Annotated in this window: 14 protein-coding genes and 1 pseudogene; 12 read left to right on the top strand and 3 right to left on the bottom strand. The window is 50.4% G+C overall.

Annotation, left to right across the window (positions count from 1 at the left end):
• Nucleotides 1-653: cytochrome b/b6 domain-containing protein (locus tag HMPREF1051_RS05850; RefSeq protein ID WP_003765697.1), on the bottom strand; the 653-nt coding region annotated here is incomplete at its 3' end.
• Nucleotides 654-886: 233 nt separating this feature from the next.
• Between HMPREF1051_RS05850 and HMPREF1051_RS05845 the strand changes: the two genes are divergently transcribed.
• The gene (locus HMPREF1051_RS05845) at nucleotides 887-1786 is read left to right on the top strand and encodes an NAD(P)H-hydrate dehydratase (protein WP_003765693.1); all 900 of its coding nucleotides are present in this window, start codon (nucleotides 887-889) and stop codon (nucleotides 1784-1786) included.
• 144 nt (nucleotides 1787-1930) lie between these two features.
• Complete coding sequence (locus tag HMPREF1051_RS05840; RefSeq protein WP_003765708.1) at nucleotides 1931-2683, top strand: alpha/beta fold hydrolase; 753 nt, start codon at nucleotides 1931-1933, stop codon at nucleotides 2681-2683.
• Here HMPREF1051_RS05840 and HMPREF1051_RS14330 read toward each other — a convergent pair.
• On the bottom strand, nucleotides 2671-2835 hold the full coding sequence (locus tag HMPREF1051_RS14330) for a hypothetical protein (protein WP_003765713.1): 165 nt from the start codon (nucleotides 2833-2835) through the stop codon (nucleotides 2671-2673). The genes HMPREF1051_RS05840 and HMPREF1051_RS14330 overlap by 13 nt on opposite strands.
• Before the next feature lie 8 nt (nucleotides 2836-2843).
• Here HMPREF1051_RS14330 and HMPREF1051_RS05835 point away from each other — a divergent pair, with 8 nt between their 5' ends.
• From HMPREF1051_RS05835 to efp, 3 genes are read left to right on the top strand one after another with little or no spacing between them, the layout of a single operon-like run.
• On the top strand, nucleotides 2844-3122 hold the full coding sequence (locus tag HMPREF1051_RS05835) for a hypothetical protein (protein WP_003758590.1): 279 nt from the start codon (nucleotides 2844-2846) through the stop codon (nucleotides 3120-3122).
• Between the two features lie 48 nt (nucleotides 3123-3170).
• Nucleotides 3171-4322 (top strand): elongation factor P maturation arginine rhamnosyltransferase EarP, encoded by a 1152-nt coding sequence (earP, locus tag HMPREF1051_RS05830; RefSeq protein WP_036492109.1) that lies wholly within the window; start codon nucleotides 3171-3173, stop codon nucleotides 4320-4322.
• Nucleotides 4323-4362: 40 nt separating this feature from the next.
• Nucleotides 4363-4923 (top strand): elongation factor P, encoded by a 561-nt coding sequence (gene efp / locus HMPREF1051_RS05825; protein WP_002219406.1) that lies wholly within the window; start codon nucleotides 4363-4365, stop codon nucleotides 4921-4923.
• A gap of 91 nt (nucleotides 4924-5014) precedes the next feature.
• Here efp and HMPREF1051_RS14325 read toward each other — a convergent pair.
• A pseudogene (locus tag HMPREF1051_RS14325) lies at nucleotides 5015-5134 on the bottom strand (IS5/IS1182 family transposase); the annotation flags it as partial.
• A gap of 254 nt (nucleotides 5135-5388) precedes the next feature.
• Here HMPREF1051_RS14325 and HMPREF1051_RS05820 point away from each other — a divergent pair.
• The 7 genes from HMPREF1051_RS05820 (at nucleotide 5389) to HMPREF1051_RS05790 (ending at nucleotide 11880) form a co-directional block, all read left to right on the top strand.
• Nucleotides 5389-6213, top strand: coding sequence for an amino acid ABC transporter substrate-binding protein (locus HMPREF1051_RS05820; RefSeq protein WP_003765704.1), 825 nt, complete (start codon nucleotides 5389-5391; stop codon nucleotides 6211-6213).
• Nucleotides 6203-6919: an amino acid ABC transporter permease gene (locus HMPREF1051_RS05815; protein ID WP_003765700.1), complete on the top strand. Its 717-nt coding sequence runs from the start codon at nucleotides 6203-6205 to the stop codon at nucleotides 6917-6919. Before HMPREF1051_RS05820 ends, HMPREF1051_RS05815 begins: the two co-directional genes overlap by 11 nt.
• 9 nt (nucleotides 6920-6928) lie before the next feature.
• Nucleotides 6929-7696 (top strand): amino acid ABC transporter ATP-binding protein, encoded by a 768-nt coding sequence (locus tag HMPREF1051_RS05810; protein ID WP_003765711.1) that lies wholly within the window; start codon nucleotides 6929-6931, stop codon nucleotides 7694-7696.
• Between the two features lie 194 nt (nucleotides 7697-7890).
• A complete protein-coding gene (locus tag HMPREF1051_RS05805; protein ID WP_003765691.1) occupies nucleotides 7891-9807 on the top strand; it encodes an ATP-binding cassette domain-containing protein in 1917 nt (638 codons plus the stop codon).
• A gap of 295 nt (nucleotides 9808-10102) precedes the next feature.
• Complete coding sequence (locus tag HMPREF1051_RS05800; protein WP_003765718.1) at nucleotides 10103-10471, top strand: hypothetical protein; 369 nt, start codon at nucleotides 10103-10105, stop codon at nucleotides 10469-10471.
• A 150-nt stretch (nucleotides 10472-10621) separates the two neighbouring features.
• Nucleotides 10622-11173, top strand: a complete 552-nt coding sequence (locus HMPREF1051_RS05795) for a hypothetical protein (RefSeq protein WP_036492103.1) — start codon at nucleotides 10622-10624, stop codon at nucleotides 11171-11173.
• 110 nt (nucleotides 11174-11283) lie between these two features.
• Nucleotides 11284-11880, top strand: a complete 597-nt coding sequence (locus tag HMPREF1051_RS05790; RefSeq protein ID WP_003758567.1) for an MlaC/ttg2D family ABC transporter substrate-binding protein — start codon at nucleotides 11284-11286, stop codon at nucleotides 11878-11880.
• Nucleotides 11881-12378 lie beyond the last annotated feature (498 nt).

Below are 12378 nucleotides of genomic sequence, written 5' to 3'. Positions count from 1 at the left end.
AACATCAAAATCGCAGCCACCGCCGCAGCCGTGACTACTAAGGCAGCAATCAGTTTGGCAGCGGAAGCAAATTTCAAGGCAACGGTTTGCCCCTCGATATACTTGTAGCCGCTGATCATCGGGCGGATCAAATCTTTTTTCTTCAAAAACTTATACGCCAAGACCGTAACGATGTGTAGCCCTGCCAATGCCGCCAGTAGGTTGAAGAAATTGACGTGGATTTTGCGCATCAGGCTGCCCGTGTTCGAGCTGACCAGATGGTTCAGATAGCCGCTGTCGGTAAACGTGTTTTCATCGGCGGCAAACAAGCCCGTCGTCGCTTGCAGCAAAACCGCCGCAATCAGCGCAATGACCATCAGCGCGCCCAAAGGGTTGTGTCCGGGCTGCTCATTTTCCGTCAGGCTGCCTTGCAGGTAGCGGCGGATGGACGACGGACCGCGCACGAATTGCGAAAACCGCGCCGTATCGCTGCCCCACAAGCCCCAACACAGGCGGAAGATAATCAGCCCCGCCACCAGCAGCCCGCAGCGCAAGTGCCAAACCAGCATCCCGCCGCCTGCCTGCGCGCTGTACCACATAAATCCGACCGACAAGACCAAGAGCCAGTGAAACAGGCGCGTTGGCAAATCCCAGACTTTGACTTTTTGTTTCATTAAATATTCCTTGTTGTGCGGTTGTAGTGTTCCTATACGGGGCGGTAGAATCGTGAAAACAACAGTCGATATAGTGGATTAACTTTAAACCAGTACGGCGTTGCCTCGCCTTGCCGTACTATCTGTACTGTCTGCGGCTTCGTCGCCTTGTCCTGATTTAAATTTAATCCACTATAAAAGACATCCTCTTTTCGCCACGCATCCGCTATTTTATCCCAAACTCAGGCAGATTGATGATGAACCCGTCCTATAAGCTCCCCGATACGCCCGATTTTTTTCAGACGACCTCGCAATTTCCCGACGTATTCGCCCCACGCCAAGCGGAATCGCACAAAGGGACATACGGCACGCTCGCCGTCGTCGGCGGCGCATCGGGCATGAGCGGAGCCGTTGTTCTCGCTTCCACCGCCGCGATTTATCAAGGCAGCGGCAAAGTGTGGGCGGGCTTCAATCAAACCGCCTTACCCTTCGCCGTCATCCCCGAACGCCCCGAAATCATGCTGGCGACTGCCGAAGACCTGCTGAAACGCAAGGACATCAGCGCATGGACGGTCGGCTGCGGCATGGGTTTGGACGAAACCGCCAGCCAAATCTTAAATACCGTGTTGACGCAAAATCAGGACGCGCCGTTGTTGCTTGATGCCGACGCACTGACTTTGCTAGCAAGGTCTAACCCCGAAACCCGCGAAGCAGCACAAAAGCGCGGTAATCTGGTTCTGACCCCGCACCCTGCCGAAGCCGCCCGCCTGCTTGGTGCATCAACCCAAACCGTCCAGCAAGACAGAATGTCCGCTGTCCAAACCATCAGCGCAACGTTCCAAGCCGTAACCGTCTTAAAAGGACACCGCACGCTTGTCGCCGCGCCCGACGGCACGGTCTATACCAACCCAAGCGGCAACGCCGGACTTGCCACCGCAGGCAGCGGCGACGTTTTAAGCGGCATCATCGGCAGCCTGCTTGCGCAAGGCATCCCGCCGTTCCAAGCCGCATGCGCCGGCGTATGGCTGCACGGCGCGGCGGCGGATGTTATCAAACACTCGACAGGCGTGGAAGCCGGTATGCTGGCAGGCGAAATCGCACCTACCGCCAGATGGTTGAGGAATCGGCTGATGATCGAGAACACAAAAGTTTAAAGAAAGAGGTCGTCTGAAAACGGAGATACAGCTCCTAAGCCGTTTTCAGACGACCCTTTGCAAATGTTCAATATCTGTGTTGGAATCCAAAAGCTTTTTGATGTTTCCTATGCAGATACTCCGGATAGATTGAAAAGGTAAACCATGCAGTCCAAATTTTTTAACCATCAAGGTGCAAGCCTGCACTACCAAATCGGCGGTAAGGAAGCCGCCTCCGTCATGGTCTTGCTTCACGGCGGTTTCGGCTCGATTGCCGACTTTGAACCGTTGCTGCCGCGCCTGTTGCAACACTACCGCGTGATTGCCGTCGATACGCGCGGACACGGACGCTCCACGCTTGGCACTACCGCATTGACCTATGCTCAAGCAGCCGATGATGTGCGCCAAATCCTGCGCAACGAAAGCGTGGAAAATTACAGTCTGTTCGGTTTCAGCGACGGAGGAATAACGGCTTACCATCTTGGTGCGGAAGATGAAAATGTTGAGAAAATCATCACGGTAGGTGCAGAGTGGCATCAAAAACACTTGAATCGCGTACGGTCGATGTTTGAAGCGCTGAACCTTAATATTGTAAAAGAAAAACTGTCGGAACAGCTTGCCGCTTATCAGGCAGCCAATCCCGAACCCGATGCCGAAAAATGGATTGCGGCATTGAAAGCCATGTGGCTGGATGAAAGCGCAAGCGGTTATCCCAACGAAAGCGTCCGTGAAATCGCAGCTAATGTCTTGGCAATACGCGGAGAAGCCGATTTTCTGCTTGCCTTCGATGATTGGGCAGAACTGAAAACCGAATTGCCCGATGTGCATCTGATGAATGTGCCGTTTGCAGCCCATGAAGCGATTAAAGAGCAGCCCGAAATCATTTGGGCGGCAGTACAGGCGTTTCAGGCATTGTAAAAGTCCGTATTGGATAAAGAGGTCGTCTGAAAACGGCTTTGGCAGGTTCGCCGAAATTGGTTTTCAGACGACCTCCCCATCCGTTTGAAATCCTCCCCCGTACCGATTAAACTGCCGACTTGCTCTTTTTCCATCATCCTTATTTTGTCCATCACACACCATGTCCAAACCGCTTATCATCCGCTGGCTTGCCGTCTGCCTGATACCCTTGGCGACGCTTGCCGTTTTCGCCGTCAATCCGCCCGAAGACGCGGCGCAACACTTAATTAACGGCATCATCCTTGCCTGCGAAGCGACGTTTCTGTTCAAATTCGTCCTTTTCGATACCATCAAGCATCATCTTAAGCAAGAGTTTGATTTGAAACGTCAAACCATGCTGCTGTTTATTCCAATCGTTTTGCTGATTGTGTATTTGTTCCACTATTTCGGCGCGTTTTAGTTTTGAAAAGGTCGTCTGAAACCGATTTCAGACGACCTCGAGTCTTTTATGAATACACACGCTTTTCCTGTTTGTTGGATTTTTTGCAACGTCATCGACAATTTCGGCGACATCGGCGTTTCCCTGCGGCTTGCCCGTGTTTTGCACCGTGAACTTGGTTGGCAGGTGCATTTGTGGACGGACGATGTGTCTGCTTTGCGTGCGCTTTGTCCCGATTTGCCCGACGTTCCCTGCGTTCATCAGGATATTTATGTCCGCACTTGGCATGCTGAAGTGTCAGACATTGATGCTGCGCCCGTTCCCGATGTCGTCATCGAAACTTTTGCCTGCGACCTGCCTGAAAATGTGTTGCACATTATCCGCCGACACAAGCCGCTTTGGCTGAATTGGGAGTATTTGAGCGCGGAGGAAAGCAATGAAAGGCTGCATCTGATGCCTTCGCCGCAGGAGGGTGTTCAAAAATATTTTTGGTTTATGGGTTTCAGCGAAAAAAGCGGCGGGTTGATACGCGAACGCGATTACCGCGATGCCGTCCGTTTCGATACCGAAGCCTTGCGAGAGCGGCTGATGTTGCCCGAAAAAAACGCGCCCGAATGGCTGCTTTTCGGTTATCGGAGCGATGTTTGGGCGAAGTGGCTGGACATGTGGCAACAGGCAGGCAGCCCGATGACCCTGCTGCTGGCTGGGACGCAAATCATCGACAGCCTCAAACAAAGCGGCGTCATTCCGCAAAACGCCCTGCAAAACGACGGCGATGTTTTTCAGACGACCTCAGTCCGCCTCGTCAAAATCCCTTTCGTGCCGCAACAGGATTTCGACAAACTGCTGCACCTCGCCGACTGCGCCGTGATACGTGGCGAAGACAGTTTCGTCCGTGCCCAGCTTGCCGGCAAACCCTTCTTTTGGCACATCTACCCGCAAGACGAGCATGTCCATCTCGACAAACTCCACGCCTTTTGGGATAAGGCACACGGCTTCTACACGCCCGAAACCGCCTCGGCACACCGCCGCCTTTCAGACGACCTCAACGGCGGAGGGGCATTATCCGCCACGCGGCGCCTAGAATGTTGGCAAATCCTGCAACAACACCAAAACGACTGGCGGCAAGGTGCGGAGGACTGGAGCCGTTATCTTTTCGAGCAGCCTTCCGCCCCCGAAAAACTCGCCGCCTTTATTTCAAAGCTTAAAAAAATACGCTAAAATAGCGCGTTTATTTACAACCGATTTGATTGGACAATACATGAAAACAGCACAAGAACTGCGCGCCGGCAACGTATTCATGGTCGGCAACGATCCTATGGTCGTTCAAAAAACCGAATACATCAAAGGCGGCCGCTCTTCCGCCAAAGTCAGCATGAAACTGAAAAACCTGCTGACCGGTGCCGCTTCCGAAACCATTTACAAAGCCGACGACAAATTCGACGTCGTCATCCTGTCTCGCAAAAACTGTACTTACAGCTACTTTGCCGACCCTATGTACGTCTTCATGGACGAAGAATTCAACCAATACGAAATCGAAGCCGACAACATCGGCGACGCGTTGAAATTCATCGTTGACGGCATGGAAGACCAATGCGAAGTGACCTTCTACGAAGGCAACCCTATTTCTGTCGAGCTGCCTACCATCATCGTACGCGAAGTTGAATACACCGAGCCTGCCGTTAAAGGCGATACTTCCGGCAAAGTGATGAAAACCGCGCGTCTGGTCGGCGGCACTGAAATCCAAGTGATGTCTTACATCGAAAACGGCGACAAAGTCGAAATCGATACCCGTACCGGCGAATTCCGCAAACGCGCTTAAGCATCAGCTGCGGTTCAAGATAAAAGGTCGTCTGAAAAGTTTCAGACGACCTTTTGCCATCTCTGCGTCTTAATTCAAGGCGCGAATCTTATAGTGGATTAACTTTAAACCAGTACGGCGTTACCTCGCCTTGCCGTACTATCTGTACTGTCTACGGCTTCGTCGCCTTGTCCTGATTTAAATTTAATCCACTATAAATAAGATGGGATAATGTTCCCTTTGAATCTGCACTCAGCACCATTATTACGAATATCAAGCCGAATCATGATGCGGACGATAAAGAGGGTCGTCTGAAAACAGAAAAGGGGGTATCAAGACTGTTTTCAGACGACCTTTGCTTGATGGATGGGGGGTACGGCTTCCTTTATCCGTTTCGGAATAAGCAATATAAAAAAGTATTCTTTGTGTTTGCCGCAATTTCACTTAGAATGCGGCTCTTGCACACTTTTTCTTCAGGAGAGGATTATGTTGAAAAAATTCGTACTTGGCGGCATGACCGCATTGGTTTTGGCAGCCTGCGGCGGAGAGGGCGGCAGCGCGTCTTCTTCTGCTCCCGCCCAATCTGCCAACGCTTCCGGTTCTTTAATCGAGCGCATCAACAATAAAGGTACGATTACCGTCGGCACCGAAGGCACTTACGCGCCGTTTACCTACCACGACAAAGACGGCAAGCTGACCGGTTACGATGTGGAAGTTACCCGCGCTGTGGCGGACAAACTGGGCGTGAAAGTCGAATTTAAAGAAACGCAATGGGATTCGATGATGGCGGGTTTGAAAGCGGGACGTTTCGACGTGGTGGCAAACCAAGTCGGTCTGACCAGCCCTGAACGCCAAGCGACATTCGACAAATCCGAACCTTACAGCTGGAGCGGTGCGGTTTTGGTTGCGCGCAAAGACAGCAACATCAAATCCATTGACGACATCAAAGGCGTCAAAACTGCGCAGTCCCTGACCAGCAATTACGGCGAAAAAGCCAAAGCCGCGGGTGCGGAACTCGTACCGGTAGACGGTTTGGCGCAATCGCTGACCCTGATTGAACAAAAACGCGCCGATGCGACGTTGAACGATGAGTTGGCAGTTTTAGACTATCTGAAGAAAAACCCGAATGCGGGCGTGAAAATCGTTTGGTCTGCGCCTGCCGATGAAAAAGTCGGCTCCGGCTTGATTGTCAATAAAGGCAATGACGAAGTCGTGGCGAAATTCAGCACGGCAATCAACGAGCTGAAAGCTGACGGCACGCTGAAAAAACTGGGCGAACAATTCTTCGGAAAAGACATCAGTGTTAAATAATTTTCTTGCTTCGCTGCCGTTTATGACGGAAACACGCGCCGATATGATTGTCAGCGCGTTTTTGCCTATGGTCAAAGCCGGTTTTATGGTCTCGCTGCCGCTGGCGGTGGCGTCGTTCCTGATCGGGATGGTAATTGCCATCGCCGTGGCTTTGGTACGGATTATGCCTTCGGGCGGCATCGTGCGGAAAATCCTGCTGAAACTGGTGGAAACTTATATTTCCATCATTAGGGGGACGCCGCTGTTGGTGCAGCTAGTGATTGTGTTTTACGGACTGCCGTCCGTCGGTATTTTCATCGATCCGATTCCTGCCGCCATCATCGGCTTCTCGCTCAATGTCGGCGCATATGCTTCCGAAACCATCCGTGCGGCGATTTTGTCCGTGCCGAAAGGGCAGTGGGAGGCGGGTTTCTCCATCGGCATGACCTATATGCAGACTTTTCGCCGCATCGTCGCGCCGCAGGCATTTCGCGTCGCCGTGCCGCCTTTGAGCAACGAGTTTATCGGCTTGTTCAAAAACACCTCGCTTGCGGCAGTGGTGACGGTAACGGAACTGTTCCGCGTCGCGCAGGAAACGGCAAACCGTACCTACGACTTCCTGCCTGTCTATATTGAAGCTGCTTTGGTTTACTGGTGTTTCTGCAAAGTGCTGTTCCTGATTCAGGCGCGCCTGGAAAAACGCTTCGACCGCTATGTCGCCAAATAAGGGGAAGCTATGATTAAAATCCGCAATATCCGCAAAACCTTCGGCGAAAACACCATTTTGCGCGGAATCGATTTGAATGTGGGCAAAGGGCAGGTAGTCGTCATCCTCGGGCCATCCGGCTCGGGTAAAACGACGTTTCTGCGCTGCTTAAACGCGCTGGAAATGCCCGAAGACGGACAAGTCGAGTTCGACAACGGGCAACCGCTGAAAATCGATTTTTCTAAAAAAACGACAAAGCACGACATCTTGGCTCTGCGCCGAAAATCCGGCATGGTGTTCCAACAATACAATCTCTTTCCGCATAAAACCGCGTTGGAAAACGTAATGGAAGGTCCGGTTGCCGTACAAGGCAAGCCTGCCGCCCAAGCGCGCGAAGAAGCTTTGAAATTACTGGAAAAAGTCGGCTTGGGCGACAAGGTTAACCTTTATCCCTACCAGCTTTCCGGCGGTCAGCAACAGCGCGTCGGCATCGCCCGCGCATTGGCGATTCAGCCTGAGTTGATGTTGTTTGACGAACCCACTTCCGCGCTGGATCCCGAATTGGTGCAAGACGTATTGAACGCCATGAAAGAATTGGCGCAAGAAGGCTGGACGATGGTCGTCGTGACCCACGAAATCAAGTTTGCGTTGGAAGTCGCCACTACCGTCGTCGTCATGGACGGCGGCGTCATCGTAGAGCAGGGCAGTCCGAAAGAGTTGTTCGACCACCCTAAACACGAACGGACGCAGAAATTTCTGCGGCAAATCCGTAAAGACTCGGCGGATTATCGACATTAAGCCGTTTCGTTACATCAAAGGTCGTCTGAAAATGGACAGAGCGGATTTTGCTCACACCGTCTGCCGTTTTCAGACGACCTTTTTCCATCATGGATTCACGTTGAAACGCTACGGCACCAACGAACGGCGACATAATGCTGTTTTCACTATAAAATACCGCCTTTCCCATTTTTCCGCCCGTCCATTATTACATCATGATTGAAATCAAAAACCTCACCCTGCAACACAGTTTGAAAGTCCTGCTCGACAAAGCCAACGCCACCGTCAATCCCGGTCAGCGCGTCGGTTTGATCGGTAAAAACGGGACGGGCAAATCCAGCCTGTTTGCCTTAATCAAGGGTGAAATCACTCAGGACGGTGGCGATATCTCGATTCCGAAAAATTGGCGGATGGCTTCCGTTTCCCAAGAAACGCCCGACTTGGACATCTCCGCGTTGGACTACGTTTTGCAGGGCGATGCCGAGTTGCAGGCTTTTCAGACGACCTTGGCGCAGGCGGAAGCGCAAAATGACGGCATGAAGCAGGCGGAATATCATGCCAAATTGGAAGAAATCGATGCTTATACCGCGCCGGCCCGTGCGGCGAAATTGTTGAACGGACTGGGTTTTTCGCAAGAAGAACACAGCCGTCCCGTCAAATCCTTTTCCGGCGGCTGGCGTATGCGCCTGAATCTTGCGCAAGCCCTGATTTGCCGCGCCGATTTGCTCTTGCTTGACGAACCGACCAATCACTTGGATCTGGAAACCGTCTTGTGGCTGGAAAACCACCTTGCCTCTTTACCCTGCACGCAAATCATCATTTCCCACGACCGTGACTTCCTCAATGCGGCCACCACCCAAACCATCGAATTGTCCCAGCAAAAGCTCACGCAATACGGCGGCAATTACGATTTTTACCAAAACGAACGTGCACAACGCCTGGCGCAACAACAAGCCGCCTATGTCAAACAGCAGGCGCAAATCAAACATCTGCAATCCTTTATCGACCGCTTCAAAGCCAAAGCCACCAAAGCCGTTCAAGCGCAAAGCCGCATGAAGGCGTTGGCGAAGCTCGAGCGCATCGCTCCCGCGCATTTGGACAGCGAGTTTTCCTTTGAGTTTTACAATCCCGACCATCTGCCCAATCCCTTGCTGAAGCTGGAGCACGCTGATTTGGGTTACGAAGGAAAAACCGTTTTGCACGACATTACCCTATCGCTGGAGAGCGGCGCACGTTACGGGCTATTGGGTGTTAACGGCAGCGGTAAATCTACGTTTATCAAAGCCTTGGCAGGCAAAATCGATTTGCTCTCCGGCAGCATCGTCCGTTCCGAAAAACTCAATATCGGCTATTTTGCCCAACACCAACTCGATACCATCCGCGCCGACCAAAGCCCTGTTTGGCATATTCAGCAGCTTTCTCCCGAAGTGCGCGAACAAGAAATCCGAAATTTCCTCGGCGGCTTCAACTTTGTCGGTGATATGGCGTTGCAGAAAACCGAACCCTTTTCCGGCGGAGAAAAAGCCCGCCTCGCCCTTGCCATGATTATCTGGCAAAAACCGAATTTGCTGCTGCTTGACGAGCCGACCAACCATTTGGACTTGGATATGCGCCACGCCCTGACGCTTGCCCTACAAAGTTTCCAAGGCGCCTTAATCGTCGTATCGCACGACCGCAGCCTGCTTGAAGCCACTACCGACAGCTTCCTCCTGATTGACAAAGGTCGTCTGAAAAACTTTGACGGCGATTTAAACGATTATCGTCAATGGAGGTTGGCGCAGGAAAACGCCACAACCGCGCCTGCCGCTTCCGCGCAAAGCCAAAACCGCAAAGACACCAAGCGTATCGAAGCACAAATCCGTCAAGAAAAAGCCCGACGCGGCAAGCCGATACAGCAGAAAATCGACAAAGCCGAAAAAGAAATGGCACAGCTTTCCGAAATTCAAACGGCATGTGAAACATTTTTGGCACAAGAAGAAGCCTATTCGGACGAAAATAAAACAAAATTACAACAAACCCTCGCACAATTAACAGAAATTAAAGTAAAATTAACACAAATAGAAGAAAACTGGCTTTTGTGGCAGGAAGAGCTGGAGCAAATCCTGACGGAAATCGACGCAGAATTTACATAACTATAAATACTTCGCAGCGAGGGTTTCCGTACTTGCCTTCAGAAGCCGCCAAAAAATACAGTTCGGCATGGTCATTTCAGACCGTCGGACTGTATATAGTGGATTAACTTTAAATCAGGACAAGGCGACGAAGCCGCAGACAGTACAGATAGTACGGAACCGATTCACTTGGTGCTTCAGCACCTTAGAGAATCGTTCTCTTTGAGCTAAGGCGAGGCAACGCCGCACTGGTTTAAAGTTAATCCACTATAAAAACAAAAATAGGTCGTCTGAAAACTCAAACTACGGAAAATACATGCGTTCACGAATCAAGCAAGGGGCACTTATCGTCGCATCCTCCCTCATTTGGGGCTTATCCCTCCACACCGCAGCAGCCGTCTTCAGCTGCCATTCCGGTAACAGCAAAACCTACACATCGGAACCATCTGGAAACTGCACAGGCGCGGATCTGCCCAAAATCAGCAGCCACCAAGGCGGTGCATACCGTCTGAAAATCAACAAATTAAGCAGCGATACCGAAGAAAAGGCGGCCAAGCCCAAGAAGGCGCGTTCAAAAGAAAAATCGCGGGAAAAGGCGCAAGAGCAGGAGACAAAGAGCAAAAACGCCAAATCACGCGCCAAAAAATCGGATAAAGCCGCAAAAACGTCGTCTGAAAACGAGTGAGGCAAATTTCGCTATAACGAATGAGACGGTTTGGTTTGAAATTAAAAAAGTCAGCCGTCCTATTTGAGAGAATATGCTGGCATTGTTATACTATTACAGTTGAATGCAATATCTATCGAAAAATTACTTATTTCACATTACGACCTTACCATGAAACAATCACTTCACGCATTGGCAGCTTCATTGCTGATGTTTGCCGCCGCATCAGGCGCACAAGCTTCCTCTAAAATCTATACCTGCACAGTCAACGGCGAAGTCGTCTATACTTCGCGCCCATCCGGAAACTGCCATTCGGCAGATTTACCGACCATAGGCAAATACAGCAGCACGCGCTACGATGCTCCCGCTTTAGAAATGCCCGAGCCTACTGCCGAAGCTCCGTCAAAACGAGCCGGCAACGCAAAACCTGCACCTAAAAATACCGCTAAGGCAAATCCTGCACCTGCGCCCATCCGTCCGGCTCCTGAAGTCGCAGCAACGCCTGCGCCCAAATCTTCCGGCAGTGCTAGCCGCCGTTCGATTTTGGAAACAGAGTTGAGCAACGAGCGTAAAGCGCTGGGCGAAGCGCAAAAATCTCTGGCGCAAGCCCGTGTAGCCAAAGGCGGTCATGTCAACCAACAGGAAATCAACAGCCTACAAAGCGCGGTACTCGACCGCCAGCAAAACATCCAAGCCCTGCAAAGGGAATTGAGTCGGATGTAGGCTGTTCCTACCTTCTTTACCTGCCTTTCTTGGTTTTACATTACGTTAAATATTTCTAAAATATAAAGTTTTACAATTAACCTTTAAAACTTTTAGAAATAGGTACGTATATGGCATCCTATTTGTCCGCTTTTGTACTGGCTGCACCTATGGTGCTTGCCGCCCCGTATGTTGCCGCTGCACATCCTGCACAAGAGCAGATGCAGCAAAATATCGATACTGTTTTGAAAATCGCACGCAATACTTCCTTGAGCGAGCCGCAGCGTGTCAAACAAATACAGCAGTATGCCGACCGTTATTTGGATTATGAACGCATTTCCGCTTTGGCTGTCGGCGCGCCTTGGCGCAATTTCTCAGCACAGCAGAAAACAGATTTTATTCAGGCATTCAAAGAGATGGTGGTTTCGATGTATTCCCATTCCGCTTTGGTGGGCGCTGCCGATGCGAAGGTTAAATTGCTGCCTAAAATGACTGAAAACGGCAATAAGTTTGATGTGTTTTCGGAGCTTCAAACGAAGAGCGGTAAGAAATACGAAGTGGCGTATCAGCTTTATCGGGTAGGTTCTGCTTATAAAATCTACAATTTCCGTTTGGATGGCACAAGTTTAGTAACGGTATACCGCAATCAATTCAATGAGTTGATTAAGCAAAAAGGTATTGACGGTACTATTGCCGTCGTTAAAGCTAAAGGTTTGAAAAAGCAATAATTTGATTGATAATTTTCCTGTTTTCTCAGGAGAAGGATTGGGATAGCTGTCCCATTTGAGGATAAGGGATATTATAGTGGATTAAATTTAAATCAGGACAAGGCGACGAAGCCGCAGACAGTACAGATAGTACGGAACCGATTCACTTGGTGCTTCAGCACCTTAGAGAATCGTTCTCTTTGAGCTAAGGCGAGGCAACGCCGTACTGGTTTAAAGTTAATTCACTATAAAAATCAATGGGTTAAAAATGAACGGTCTTGCATTCATTTGAAACTTATGGGATTTAACAAACAAAAGGTCGTCTGAAAACTTTTAAAGTTCAGACGACCTTTGGTTTATTCTGAATCATGGTTGTAGTGGAGTTGTTTTCTACCTGCTACTTTGTTATTGCAAGTTGGTTCAAGGGAAATGATTTTTGAAAATATAGTGGATTAAATTTAAACCGGTACGGCATTGCCTTAGCTCAAAGAGAACGATTCTCTAAGGTGCTGAAGCACC

It is taken from the genome of Neisseria sicca VK64, from assembly GCF_000260655.1.
GTDB classification, from domain to species: domain Bacteria; phylum Pseudomonadota; class Gammaproteobacteria; order Burkholderiales; family Neisseriaceae; genus Neisseria; species Neisseria sicca_B.
The sequence above is the reverse complement of the archived record's forward strand: the minus strand, read 5'-3'. Positions and strand labels throughout refer to the sequence as shown.

Coding starts and splice junctions, on each gene's coding strand:
- HMPREF1051_RS05800 (WP_003765718.1), top strand. CDS start 10,103: ATGCGTTCACGAATCAAGCAAGGGGCACTTATCGTCGCATCCTCCCTC.
- HMPREF1051_RS05810 (WP_003765711.1), top strand. CDS start 6,929: ATGATTAAAATCCGCAATATCCGCAAAACCTTCGGCGAAAACACCATT.
- earP (WP_036492109.1), top strand. CDS start 3,171: ATGAATACACACGCTTTTCCTGTTTGTTGGATTTTTTGCAACGTCATC.
- HMPREF1051_RS14330 (WP_003765713.1), bottom strand. CDS start 2,835: ATGGACAAAATAAGGATGATGGAAAAAGAGCAAGTCGGCAGTTTAATC.
- HMPREF1051_RS05835 (WP_003758590.1), top strand. CDS start 2,844: ATGTCCAAACCGCTTATCATCCGCTGGCTTGCCGTCTGCCTGATACCC.
- HMPREF1051_RS05845 (WP_003765693.1), top strand. CDS start 887: ATGATGAACCCGTCCTATAAGCTCCCCGATACGCCCGATTTTTTTCAG.
- HMPREF1051_RS05820 (WP_003765704.1), top strand. CDS start 5,389: ATGTTGAAAAAATTCGTACTTGGCGGCATGACCGCATTGGTTTTGGCA.
- HMPREF1051_RS05790 (WP_003758567.1), top strand. CDS start 11,284: ATGGCATCCTATTTGTCCGCTTTTGTACTGGCTGCACCTATGGTGCTT.
- HMPREF1051_RS05795 (WP_036492103.1), top strand. CDS start 10,622: ATGAAACAATCACTTCACGCATTGGCAGCTTCATTGCTGATGTTTGCC.
- efp (WP_002219406.1), top strand. CDS start 4,363: ATGAAAACAGCACAAGAACTGCGCGCCGGCAACGTATTCATGGTCGGC.
- HMPREF1051_RS05805 (WP_003765691.1), top strand. CDS start 7,891: ATGATTGAAATCAAAAACCTCACCCTGCAACACAGTTTGAAAGTCCTG.
- HMPREF1051_RS05840 (WP_003765708.1), top strand. CDS start 1,931: ATGCAGTCCAAATTTTTTAACCATCAAGGTGCAAGCCTGCACTACCAA.